The sequence below is a fragment of the Umezawaea sp. genome (genome assembly GCF_057122925.1).
In genome coordinates, this window is the sequence record NZ_DBNGPQ010000080.1 from 41,468 (window position 1) to 53,255 (window position 11,788).

An 11,788-nucleotide genomic window follows, 5' to 3' on the forward strand; every position below is an offset into this window, starting at 1 on the left:
CGGAATGCCACGCGGGTACGGCCAGCAAGACTAGCAGCAGGTCGCCGACCAGCAGGAACCGGGCTGGTCAGCGGACCGTGAGCGGGGCCTCGGGAGAGGACCGCCCCGCCGTGGGCCTGCTCTCGACGAGGGACCGGTGAGGGCGTCGCGGGGATCCGCGCCAGCTGAGTTCGCGGCGGTTCAGCCCGTGGAGACGTCCAGGATCCGGAAGGGGGCACCGAGCGGGTCGCCGACCGTGGCGAAGCGGCCGAGGGCGGAGTCGGTGGGGTCGCCCACCGCGATCCCGCCGAGTTCCACGACCCGCGCGACGGCCTCGTCGACGTCCGTCACGCCGAAGTAGGTCATCCAGTGCGGGGGGATGTCGGCGGGCACCTCGTCGGTCATCGCGAACGCGCCGCCGACCGCCCGGTCGTCCACCTTGAACCGCGTGTAGCCCGCGTCGGGGGTGCTCTCCGCCTCGACGTCGAACACGTCGCGGTAGAACTCCGCCGCGCGGTCGAGGTCCCTGGCCGCCAGTTCGTTCCACACCACCGCGCCCGGCTCGTTCACGACGTACGCGCCGATGTGCGTGCCTGCCTCCCACATGCCGAACGACGCGCCGGTCGCGTCCGCCGCGATGGCGCCGCGACCCCGACCCTCCATCTCGAACACCGGCACCAGCAGGGTGCCCGCGTGCTCGGTCGTCAGCTCCACCGACTCGTCCACGTCGTCGGTGGCCAGGAAGGTCGTCCACACCACCGAGAACAGCGCGTCGCGCGGCATCTCGCGGAACCCGGCGACGGGTCGGCCGCGCAGCAGCGCCATCGTGTACCCGTCGGTCTCGTAGTCCCAGCCGAAGAGCCCCCGGTAGAAGTCCGCGGTGGTCTTCAGGTCCGTCGTCAGCTGCTCGACCCACGCGGGCGTGCCGTGCGCGTACGGCGTGGTCAGTTCGCTCATGGCCTGCCTCCCTCGATCACCCGCACAGTCTCGGGGGTGCGGAGCGGCCGCGCGACCCGTGGGGGCGCGCGGCCGGGTGGTCAGTCCTCGGGTTCCTTGCGCGGTCTGCCGCGCTTGGGCTGCTCGGCCGCCGAACCGGGCAGCCTGCCCGCCTCCTTGAGCGCGCGCCTGAGCAGGAACTCGATCTGCGCGTTGGCGCTCCGCAGCTCGTCGCCCGCCCACCTGGTCAGCGCGTCGTGCACCGCCGGGTCGAGTCTGAGCAGGACGCTCTTGCGCTCTACCACGTCGTCCTCAGGTGTACAGCGATCCCGTGTTGACCACGGGCTGGGTCGACCGGTCGCCGCACAGCACGACCAGCAGGTTGGACACCATAGCCGCCTTCCTCTCCTCGTCGAGCTGGACCACGTCGTGCTCGGCGAGCTTCTCCAGCGCCAGCTCCACCATGCCGACCGCGCCCTCCACGATCCTCGACCTGGCCGCGACCACGGCTCCCGCCTGCTGCCGCTGGAGCATCGCGTGGGCGATCTCCGGCGCGTAGGCGAGGTGCGTGAGCCGCGACTCGATCACGTGCACGCCCGCGGCCTGCACCCGTGCCGCGATCTCGATCGACAGCGTCTCGGTGATCACGTCGGCGTTCTCCCGCAGCGACAGCCCCGCCTCGTCGTGGTTGTCGTACGGGTAGCTGTTCGCGATGTGCCGCACCGCCGTCTCGGTCTGGATGCCCACGAACCGCACGAAGTCGTCGACCTCGAACAGGGCGCGGGCGGTGTCGTCCACCTGCCACACGACGACCGCGGCGATCTCGATCGGGTTGCCGTCGGCGTCGTTGACCTTCAGCGCCGACGTCTCGTGGTTGCGGATCCTGGTCGACACCTTCCTGCGCGTGGTGAACGGGTTGGCCCACCGCAGCCCGTCCGTGCGGACCGTGCCGACGTACCGCCCGAGGAACTGGAGCACCCTGGCCTCGCCCGGCGCCACGGTGAACAGCCCGCCCAGCCCGATCCCCCCGGCGACCGCGACCAGCGAGCCCGCGACGATCAGGAGCACGTTCGGGTCGTCGGGGTCGTTCACCACGCTCAGCACGATCGTCGCCGCGCCCGCGAGGGTCACGGCCAGCCCGATGAAGAACGCCGGGATCCCCGACAGCCCCAGAGCCTCGCGCTCCCGGATCGCCGGTGCGGGCATCCGCTCCACTATGTCGGTCGTCGCGTTCATCGTCCCCACCCCTTGTCCTCGTCCCGCTTGCTATTAAAGTGATATCACTTTGATAGGCCTGGTCGCAACCTCCGGCCTCGCCGCGCGTCCACCGACCATGGGCAACCTCGTCGTGCGCACCGCACGGGCCGCCGACTCGCAGGCCATCGTCGACGTCCACGTCCCGGCCCGCCGCAGCTACTACGAGGGCCACCTCCCGGAAGCGGAGCTGGCCGCGTGGGAGGAGGAGGTCCGCGCCACCGGTTACGCCGACCGGGTCGAACGGCCCGACCGGCTCTGGCTGTGCGCGGAGGACTCCGGCGTCGTGGTGGGGTTCGCGCTGGTCGTGGGGGCCGAACTGCTCCAGCTCCAGGTACGTCCCGACCACTGGGGACGGGGGGTCGGCGGCGCGCTGCACGCCGCGTGCGTCGACGTCTGGCGGGCGGCCGGGGCCGAGGTCGCGGGCCTCGACGTGTTCGAGCCGAACACCCGCGCCCGCGGCTTCTACTCCCGCCACGGGTGGTGCGAGGTGGGCCGGGGCGGCGAGCCGCCGCACGTCCGGATGGCGCTCGCCCTCTAGGGCCACGATCGGTGGCGGCACCCAGGCGTCCTGCTCAGCGCCGAACACGCGGCGAGCGCGGCACTAGGTTCGCCGCCGATCGTCGGTTACGGTGCTGGGGCCGCCGCCAGCGGACCTGTGGAGTTGGCAATGAGGCGAGTTCTACCCGTGATCCTGTCGGCCGCGGTGATCTGCGTCGGCGCGGCGGTTCCCGCGTCGGCGGCCGTGGTGAGAGTGACGAGCCTGTCGGCACTGCAAACCGCGTTGAGCAACGCGGGCCCCGGTGACCGCATCGAGCTGGCGAACGGCTCGTACACCGCGAACGCCGCCATCGCGATCACGAGGTCCGGCACCTCCGGGGCGCCGATCACCGTCGCGGCGGCCACCGTCGGCGGCGCCGAGATCAAGGGCAGCACCGGGTTCTCCTTCGCCGCGGGCCTGCACGACGTGGTGCTCCAGGGCTTCGCCCTCCGCCACGGCGGCGGCCTGTCGGTGCCCGGCGACGCCCACCACCTGCGGCTGACCCGCAACTCCGTGCAGCTCACGAGCGCGGGCAACTGGGTCACCGTGAACGGCAACGACGTCGAGGTCGACCGCAACACGTTCCAGAACCGCGGCACCGAGGGGGTGTTCCTCCAGGTCTCCGGCCCCGGCACGACGATCGCGCAGCGGACGAGGATCCACCGCAACCACTTCTACAACCACGCGTTCACCGGTTCCAACGGCGGTGAGTCCATCCGGCTCGGCTACAGCCACAAGCAGTCGCAGTCGGCGCGCGCGGTGATCGAGCTGAACCTGTTCGAGAAGGCCGACGGCGACCCCGAGGCGATCTCGGTCAAGTCGTCGGACAACGTCATCCGGCACAACACGATCCGCGACAGCACGGGCTACGTCGTGCTGCGCCACGGCAACCGCAACCTGGTCGACGGCAACGTCCTGCTCGGCTCCGGCGTCCGCTTCCACGGCAACGACCACCGGGTCGTCAACAACTACGTCCAGAACTCCGGTGACCGCGCGATCGTGTTCGGCACCGGCAGCGAGGCCGACAGCGGTCCGACCAGCACCGGTCACGACCGGCCGGACCGCGTCACGGTCGCGTTCAACACGCTGATCGGCACCGGGCAGGTGGTCGACAACGACGGTGGCGCGTTCCTGCCGAAGGACTGCGTGCTGGCCAACAACATCGTGCGCGGGACGGCGCAGACGCGGTTGGTCGACATCGCGAGCGGGTCGACGGTGCGGTACGAGGGCAACATCGTCTTCGGTGCCACGGCCGGGATCCCCCACGGCTACCGCGACGTCGACCCGAAGCTCGTCGTGGACGCGGCGGGCCTGTCGCGGCTGTCGGCGGGCAGCCCGGCGGTCGACACGGCCGCGGGCAGCTACCCGACCGTGACGACCGACTTCGACCCGCACGCCCGGACCGGCGCGCTGGACGTGGGTGCGGACGAGTTCGGCGGGTCGGTGGCGCGCAAGCCGCTGACGAGGGCGGACGTGGGTCCGTCGGCTCCCTAGCGCGGTCACCGCACTAGAGCAGGCGTTCGGCCAGCGCGACGACCGCCCGCGCGTCGCAGTCGTTCAGCAGCGCGCGCAGGTTGGCCGCCGCGCCCGCGTGCTTGAACTGCGCCTTCGCCAGTGCCGTGCCCCAGGCGAGGTCGTCGTCCTTGGCGGCGGCGAGGTTCCCCAGGTGGTTGCGGAGGATGTGCTGGTAGGCGGGCCACCTGGTGACCAGTTCGGCGATGGTCACCAGGTGGCAGGCGCGGGCGGTGTCCAGGGGAGCCAGCGCGCGCAGGTAGAACTGCCACACGTTGATGAGCCGCTTCTCCTCGCGGATCGACTGCTCGGGTTGGGCGGTCAACCGGCGGTGCAGGTAGTCGCGGACGGCCGGGTGCCGCTCGATGGCGATCACCACGGCCTCGACCACGGGGGCCGGGAGCCGGGAGCCGGTGCCGGGTTCGCCGCCGGTGGTCGCCGACGCCGTGGGCGTCGACCCGGCCGAGGGGCGGGCGGGCTCCTCGACGACGTCCGGAGCGGAGCGGTGCACCGGGCCGAGGTGCGCGTCGAGCACGCGGGTGACGTTGTCGGCGGTGGTCCGGGGCAGCCGGATCGGGAGCTGCACGAGCTTGCGGAGGAACGTCCAGCCGGGACTCGGGTCGTCCGGGTGCGCCACGACCTCGGCCTCGGCGAGCTCCCGGTAGGCGTGGTCGACGTGCGAGGCCACGACCACCGGGTCGAGGCCGAGGACGAACCTGGTGCGGGGCAACGCGTCCGAGAGGAACACGTTGATCGCCTCGAACACCTCGGCGGTGGTCCTCGGGGTGCAGCGGTCGAGGTCGTCGACGAACACGACGAGCTGGAGGCCGCGCTGCTCCAGGTCGAGCAGGAGTTCCGCCACGTCGTGCTGGACCAGGTAGAGGTAGCCGGACCTGGCGTTGTAGTACGGGTCGGCCACCGGTTGGGCGCTCGCCGCGGCCATGCTCACCGGACCCGCGAACAGCTCACCGGGCAGGAACGCCGACGCCCGGTCCCAGAGGTAGCGCTTCGCGGTGTGCAGGAGGCCGAGGACCAGCGGAGCGGCCGGAACGGTGACCAGCCAGGGCAGCGGGATCGGGAGCCTCGCCAGCTGGGCGACGATCGTGAGTCCCAGCCCGAGGACGCCGACGGTGAGGAACGGGGACCTGATCCGCTTCCACAGCTCCCGCTGGGTGTGCCGCCGGTCGATCCGGGCGGTGTTGCTGGTGAACCAGTGCCGCTCACGGCCGTCGGGGTCCGGCAGGAGCGCTTCCTCCACCGCCTTGGTGACGCACTTGGCCAAGCCTGCCCACACCTGTTCGCTGGACTGGTGGCGCCACGGGTTGAAGGTGGCCACGACGGACCCGGTGTGCGGCACGTCGTTCGTCGGACGGCCCACCGGGGGACGGCGCAGCAGGCGGTCGGCCTGCCAGACCCGGAGCCGCTCGCCGGGTCCGGTCTCGACGGTGGTGGGGAACCGGGCCTTGACGAGTTCCAGCACCGTGCTCTTGCCGGAGCCCCACGGACCCTCGACGGTGAGGACGTTCGGGCCGACGTCGGAGTCCGTCGTGGACTGGGGGCGCAGCAACTCGGCCGCGGTGCGGACGAACGCGTCGCGGCCGAGCAGGTCGACGGTGGCCGTCCGGTCGCCGAAACCGCGGGTGAGCACCGGGCCGAGGCGGGGCAGCGGCGGGTGCAGCGGGTCCCACACCTCGACGATCCCGTCCGGTCCCGCCGAGACGACGCGCTGACGGCCGTCGGCGGCCGTGAAGCTGGTCAACGCGCTGATCCGGCCCGAGGGGGCGAAGACCCCGGTCTGCGCGCCCGTGTCGGGGTCCCACACTCGGAGGGTGCCGCCGTCGCTCGCCGACACGAGCAGGTGGCCGCCGTTCGCCACCGGGATCCACTCCAGGGCGGTCACGGTGGTCGTGTGGCCGCTCAGCCGCCGGACCTTCTCGCCGGTGTCGAGGTTCCTCAGCACGAGCGCGTCGTCGACGCCGCAGGTCGCGAGGTGGTTGCCCGCCGCGGCCATCAGCCGGATCCCGGCCGGGGCGGCGAAGTGCCTCCTGCTCCCGCCCGCCTCCACGGTCAGGCCGTCCGCGTGCGCGATGACCAGCCCTCCGCCGTGGGCCGCCACCGCCGTCACGTCCGCGACGCTCGACTCGCCGACCACGTCCGGTGAGTCGACGGAGGCGGTCCGCAGCGCGCCCGCGCCGGTGACGATCGCGATCCGCCGCGCGGACGGGTGGCCGTACAGCGCCACGTCCTGGACCACGTCGTTCACCTGGACGCCGCCGAGGTACCCGGCGGTGTCCGCGTCCCACACCCGCACGCTCCGATCGGTGCTCACGGTCACCAGGTACGACGTCCCGTCCGCTCGCACCACCCTGGCGGGACCCAGGTGGCTGCCCAGCGAACCGCGGGGCGTCCCGGTCTCGGCGTTCCAGAGCGGGATCTCGCCGCTGGCGCACGCCGCCGCGAGCACGGGGACGCCGTCCGAGGCGGTGAACGCGGCCAGGCCGAGCACCACGGCACCCGTGTCGATCGACAGCACCGGGTCGGGGCCGGGGTCCGGGACGAGGGGGCTCGACGAAGGCTCCACACCACCATTGTCGCCTTCGCGGTCACACCGGGTGACGGCGTCGGCGGACCCGTGATGTTTCCGCCACGTTTCCGTCCCGCACTTCCCCGCTCCGGGTAGTGCGCGAACGCCACCCGGCGGGTCAGTATGTCGACCATGGAACGTCGAACGCGCACTTCAGCCCTGCGGCGCGGCCGTGCCGTGACGGCCCCGCGGCCGAGCAAGCTGTTCGACGACTACCTCGACCCCGACCGGCCGCACGCGGGCGCGTACGACGAGATGTTCAACTCCGACGAGGGCGTCCGGTCGGCGTACCGGGCGCTCTACGACTCGATCGCCCCGTCCGAGGTCGAGGACCTGACGGCCCGGTCGGAGGCGCTGGGGCGGGCGTTCGTCGACCAGGGCATCACGTTCTCGCTGTCCGGGCAGGAGCGGCCGTTCCCGCTGGACCTGATCCCGCGGATCCTCACGGCGTCGGAGTGGACCAAGCTCGAGCGCGGCATCGTGCAGCGGGTGCGGGCGATGGAGATGTTCCTCGCCGACATCTACGGCGACGCGCAGATCGTGCGGGACGGGGTGCTGCCGCGGCGGCTGATCACGTCCTGCGAGCACTTCCACCGGGAGGCGACGGGGATCAACCCGCCCAACGGGGTGCGCGTCCACGTGTCCGGGGTGGACCTGGTGCGCGACGAGGACGGCGTGTTCCGGGTGCTGGAGGACAACCTGCGCTGCCCGTCCGGGGTGTCGTACGTGATGGAGAACCGCCGGACGATGGCGCGGGTGTTCCCCGACCTGTTCGCGCGGCACCGGGTGCGGGCGGTCGGCGACTACGCGGTGCACCTGCTGCGGGCGCTGCGCAACGCGGCGGCGCCGAACGCGGCCGACCCGAACGTCGTCGTGCTGACGCCCGGCGTGGCGAACTCGGCGTACTTCGAGCACTCGCTGCTCGCGCGGCAGATGGGCGTGGAACTGGTCGAGGGGCGTGACCTGTTCTGCCGCGACAACCTCGTCTACCTGCGCACGACCGAGGGCGAGCGGCAGGTGGACGTGATCTACCGCCGCATCGACGACGACTTCCTCGACCCGGTGCACCTGCGGCCGGACTCCGTCCTCGGGGTCGCCGGGCTCCTCAACGCCGCCCGCGCGGGCAACGTCGTCATCGCCAACGCCGTGGGCAACGGCGTCGCGGACGACAAGCTCGTCTACACCTACATGCCGGAGATCGTGCAGTACTACCTGGGCGAGAAGCCGCTGCTGCCGAACGTGGACACGTTCCGCTGCTGGCTGCCCGACGAGTGCTCCTCCGTGCTCGACCACCTCGACGAGCTGGTCGTGAAGCCCGTCGAGGGCTCCGGCGGGTACGGGATCGTGTTCGGCCCGTACGCGACGACCAGGGAGCTGAACTCGCTGCGCAAGCGGATCAGGTCCAACCCGCGGGGCTGGATCGCGCAGCCGGTGGTGCAGCTCTCGACGGTGCCGACCAAGATCGGCGACCGGCTGGTGCCGCGGCACGTCGACCTGCGGCCGTTCGCGGTCAACGACGGCGACTCCATCTTCGTCCTGCCGGGCGGGCTGACGCGGGTGGCGCTGCCGAGGGGCAGCCTGGTCGTGAACTCCTCGCAGGGCGGCGGGTCGAAGGACACGTGGGTGCTCGCGCCGCGGTCGTCCACCGTGGAGCGCGAACTGGCGGAGCCGGGGCTCGCGGGTGCGGGGAAGGTGGCCGCCATCGCCGCCGAGCAGGGGCCGGAGCTGTCCAGCTCCCAGCAACAGCAGCAACAGCAGCAGCAGCTTTCGCACCGGACCGGGGAGGCCTGATGCTCGCTCGCAACGCGGAGTCGCTGTACTGGATCGGGCGGTACGTCGAACGCGCGGACGACACGGCCCGCATCCTCGACGTCTCGGTGCACCAGCTGCTGGAGGACGCGACCGTCGACCCCGACGCGACCAGCCGCCAGCTGCTGGCCGTGCTGGGCATCGAGCCGCCGGACGACGGCAAGGTCCTGGACGTGTGGTCGCTGACCGAGCTGGTGGCGTACTCCGGGGACAACGCCGGGTCGATCGTCGCGTCGGTCAGCAGCGCGCGGGAGAACACCAAGGGCGCCCGCGAGGTCGTGTCGAGCGAGATGTGGGAGTGCCTCAACACGATGTACAACGCGGTGCCCGAGCGGCAGCGCTACGCCCGCACGGTCGGCCCGCACGCGTTCTTCTCGTTCGTCGAGGAGCGCGCGGCGATGTTCGCCGGGCTCGCCGACTCGACGATGAGCCGCGACGACGGCTGGCGCTTCCTCGTCCTCGGCCGCTCGGTGGAGCGCGTCGACATGATCGTCCGGCTGCTGCTCTCCCGCGTCGGCGACAAGGCGTCCTCCCCCGGCTGGGTCACGGTGCTGCGCTCGGCGGGCGCGCACGACACGTACCTGCGCACCTACCGGGGCGCGCTGGACGCGGGCCGGGTCGTGCAGTTCCTGCTGCTCGACCGGCTGTTCCCGCGCTCGGTGTTCCACGCGCTGCGGCAGGCGGAGTCGTGCCTGGAGCACCTCGACCACCAGCCCAGCGTGCGGGTCGGGGCGCGCGCCGAGGCGCTGCGGCTGCTCGGCCAGGCCCGCAGCGACCTGGAGTTCCTGCGCCCCCACGACCTCCTCGACGACCTGCCGCGCAGGCTCGAGGCGCTCCAGGCGACCGTCCGCGACGTCGGCGAAGCCGTGTCGTTGCAGTACTTCCACTCCGTGCCGTGGGTGGCGTGGACCAACGCGGAGGTGACCTCGTGAGCTGGCGGGTGCGGGTGGTGCACACCACCGGGTACCGGTACGCCCTGCCGGTCACCCAGTCCTACAACGAGGCGCGGCTGACCCCGCGCGGCGACCGGCGGCAGAACGTCGTCGTCAGCCGGGTCGAGACCACGCCCGCGACCAGGTCCTACCGGTACACCGACTACTGGGGCACCGAGGTCACGTCGTTCGACCTGCACGCCCCGCACGTGGAGCTGAAGGTCGTCGCGTCGTCGGTCGTGGAGACCGGCGAGGAGAACGAGCCGATCCGCTCCGGCGGCTGGGCGGACCTGAAGGCCGACGCGCTGGTCGACCGGTACACGGAGTTCCTGGACTGGACGCCGTACGTGCCGAAGGACAAGGAGCTCGCGGCCGTCGCGCGTGACCTGCGCAGGGGCGCGACCCCGGCGGACGCGGTGCTCGCCGCGTGCCACTGGGTGCACGAGCAGCTCAAGTACCAGCCCGGCTCGACCGGCGTGCACAGCTCCGCGGTCGACGCGTGGCGCGCCCGCGAGGGCGTCTGCCAGGACTTCGCGCACCTCACGCTGGTGCTGCTGCGGGCGATGGGCGTCCCGTCGCGGTACGTCTCCGGCTACCTGCACACCAAGCCGGACGGCGCTGTGCGGGAGACCGTGCGCGGCGAGAGCCACGCGTGGGTCGAGGCCTGGACGGGAGGCTGGTGGGGGTACGACCCGACCAACGCCATCCCGGTCGGGCCGAGGCACATCTGGGTGGCCCTGGGCAGGGACTACGCCGACGTGGCACCCCTCAAGGGCACCTACTCCGGGGGCGACGCCTCGGCCCTGGACGTGACGGTGGAAGTTACCCGTTTGGCTTGAACCCCTACCGCGTCCCATCCGTAGTCAGGGGCATGCGCCTCCTTCGATCTGCTGCCGCGTCGCTGGTCGTTGTCTTCGCCGCGCTCGCCCTGCCCCTGGCCGGAACCGCGACCGGCCAGCCGGTGAACACCGAGGTCGAGCAGACCCAGTGGGGGCCGCTTGACGCAGCGGCCCGCGACATGTTGGTGAAGGTCCGCCTCGCGGGCCTCTGGGAAGGCCCGGCGGGCCAGATGGGGGTGGAGAAGTCGGCCAACCCCCTCGTGCAGGAGGCGGGTCGGCACCTGATCGAGGGGCACACCGACCTCGACGCCCGCGTGATCGAACTGGGCAAGATGCTCAACGTCCCCCTGCCCACGACGCCCAACGCCGACCAGCAGGGCTGGCTCCGCGAGATGACCGCGGCCCCCGCGGGCAGCGAGGAGTTCGACAAGATCTACGCCAACCGGCTCCGCGCCGCGCACGGCAAGGTCTACATCTTCCTGTCGCAGGTGCGCGCGGGCACCCGCAACACCCTGATCCGCGACTACGCCGACGTCTGCATGCGCACGGTGCTCGACCACATCACGGTGCTGGAGAAGACCGGCAAGGTCGACTTCACCGACACCAAGAACATCCCGATCGCGACGATCGCGCCCGCGGCGGGCGCCGCCGCCCCGCAGGTCAAAGCCGCGGTCGGCCCGGAGATGAGCATGCCGCTCATCCTGGTGATCGGCGGTGTCCTGATCGTGGTGACGCTGGTCGGGCTCAGGATGCTCCTCGGGGGCCGCGCCAAGCAGCGGTTCCGCGGCTAGCACCCCTCGGTCCAGCGGTTCGACGTCCCGCTGGGCGGATCCCCCCGCGCCTCGCCCGGCGCGGGGGGATCCGACCGGTGGACGGGGTCAGCGCCAGCCGTGGCGCGAGCGCAGGACGTCGACGACCGTGCTGAACCGCTCCGGCTCCAGCACGGAGCCCTCGCGGCGGATGTCGTGCTCGTCCAGCTCGAACACGCGGTCCAGCCGCAGGTAGGAGTGCCGCCCGTCGCGGTCCCACCGGCCGGAGCCGAGGTCGGCCCAGTCGTCCAGCTCGTGGCCGTCCGGCTCCTTGCTGGACAGCATCAGGCCGAGCAGCGAGCGCCGGTGCCTGCCCACGACCAGCAGCGGGCGGTCCTTGCCCCGCTCGGGGTCCTCCTCGAAGGGCACCCACGCCCACACGATCTCGCCCGGATCGGCCAGGCCGTCCAGGTCGGGGGAGTACTCCAGGGTGGCGGCGACAGCGGCCGAGTGCACCTCGCGGACCGCGCCCTTGAGCGGGCGGGCGTCCTCTCCATTTGCGAACACCGGCAGAGCTTATGGCCTGCGTCTCACATGAGCAGGTAAAAGCGGGTTCGCGCGCCATGAGATGATGTGGTGTCCCCCGTCCTAAT

Annotated in this window: 11 protein-coding genes; 6 read left to right on the top strand and 5 right to left on the bottom strand. The window is 72.0% G+C overall.

Annotated features, from left to right (window positions below):
* Window positions 1-180 precede the first annotated feature (180 nt).
* The 3 genes from AC156L_RS17605 to AC156L_RS17615 form a co-directional block, all read right to left on the bottom strand.
* On the bottom strand, window positions 181-936 hold the full coding sequence (locus AC156L_RS17605) for a VOC family protein (protein WP_330881645.1): 756 nt from the start codon (window positions 934-936) through the stop codon (window positions 181-183).
* A gap of 80 nt (window positions 937-1,016) precedes the next feature.
* Window positions 1,017-1,220, bottom strand: a complete 204-nt coding sequence (locus tag AC156L_RS17610) for a type II toxin-antitoxin system antitoxin (RefSeq protein ID WP_330881647.1) — start codon at window positions 1,218-1,220, stop codon at window positions 1,017-1,019.
* A 7-nt stretch (window positions 1,221-1,227) separates the two neighbouring features.
* On the bottom strand, window positions 1,228-2,151 hold the full coding sequence (locus tag AC156L_RS17615) for an SPFH domain-containing protein (protein WP_330881649.1): 924 nt from the start codon (window positions 2,149-2,151) through the stop codon (window positions 1,228-1,230).
* 97 nt (window positions 2,152-2,248) lie between these two features.
* On the opposite strand from AC156L_RS17615, the gene AC156L_RS17620 reads away from it, so the two are divergent.
* Together AC156L_RS17620 and AC156L_RS17625 are read left to right on the top strand one after the other, a co-directional pair.
* Window positions 2,249-2,710 carry a GNAT family N-acetyltransferase gene (locus AC156L_RS17620; protein WP_330881651.1) on the top strand — a complete coding sequence of 154 codons (462 nt, stop codon included), beginning with the start codon at window positions 2,249-2,251 and terminating at the stop codon, window positions 2,708-2,710.
* A 129-nt stretch (window positions 2,711-2,839) separates the two neighbouring features.
* A complete protein-coding gene (locus AC156L_RS17625; protein WP_330881653.1) occupies window positions 2,840-4,204 on the top strand; it encodes a polysaccharide lyase 6 family protein in 1,365 nt (454 codons plus the stop codon).
* A gap of 13 nt (window positions 4,205-4,217) precedes the next feature.
* Here the strand turns inward: AC156L_RS17625 and AC156L_RS17630 are convergent, their stop codons facing one another.
* Window positions 4,218-6,803 carry a P-loop NTPase fold protein gene (locus AC156L_RS17630; protein WP_330881655.1) on the bottom strand — a complete coding sequence of 862 codons (2,586 nt, stop codon included), beginning with the start codon at window positions 6,801-6,803 and terminating at the stop codon, window positions 4,218-4,220.
* A gap of 126 nt (window positions 6,804-6,929) precedes the next feature.
* On the opposite strand from AC156L_RS17630, the gene AC156L_RS17635 reads away from it, so the two are divergent.
* Genes AC156L_RS17635 through AC156L_RS17650 form a run of 4 tightly spaced genes read left to right on the top strand, consistent with a single transcriptional unit; the run spans window position 6,930 to window position 11,177 of the window.
* Window positions 6,930-8,597 carry a circularly permuted type 2 ATP-grasp protein gene (locus AC156L_RS17635; RefSeq protein WP_414720105.1) on the top strand — a complete coding sequence of 556 codons (1,668 nt, stop codon included), beginning with the start codon at window positions 6,930-6,932 and terminating at the stop codon, window positions 8,595-8,597.
* The gene (locus AC156L_RS17640) at window positions 8,597-9,547 is read left to right on the top strand and encodes an alpha-E domain-containing protein (RefSeq protein WP_330881659.1); all 951 of its coding nucleotides are present in this window, start codon (window positions 8,597-8,599) and stop codon (window positions 9,545-9,547) included. Before AC156L_RS17635 ends, AC156L_RS17640 begins: the two co-directional genes overlap by 1 nt.
* Window positions 9,544-10,386: a transglutaminase family protein gene (locus AC156L_RS17645; RefSeq protein ID WP_330881661.1), complete on the top strand. Its 843-nt coding sequence runs from the start codon at window positions 9,544-9,546 to the stop codon at window positions 10,384-10,386. The genes AC156L_RS17640 and AC156L_RS17645 overlap by 4 nt, the downstream gene beginning before the upstream one ends.
* 32 nt (window positions 10,387-10,418) lie before the next feature.
* On the top strand, window positions 10,419-11,177 hold the full coding sequence (locus AC156L_RS17650) for a DUF4142 domain-containing protein (RefSeq protein ID WP_330881663.1): 759 nt from the start codon (window positions 10,419-10,421) through the stop codon (window positions 11,175-11,177).
* Between the two features lie 87 nt (window positions 11,178-11,264).
* Here the strand turns inward: AC156L_RS17650 and AC156L_RS17655 are convergent, their stop codons facing one another.
* Window positions 11,265-11,702, bottom strand: coding sequence for a type II toxin-antitoxin system PemK/MazF family toxin (locus tag AC156L_RS17655; RefSeq protein ID WP_330881665.1), 438 nt, complete (start codon window positions 11,700-11,702; stop codon window positions 11,265-11,267).
* Between the last annotated feature and the right edge of the window lie 86 nt (window positions 11,703-11,788).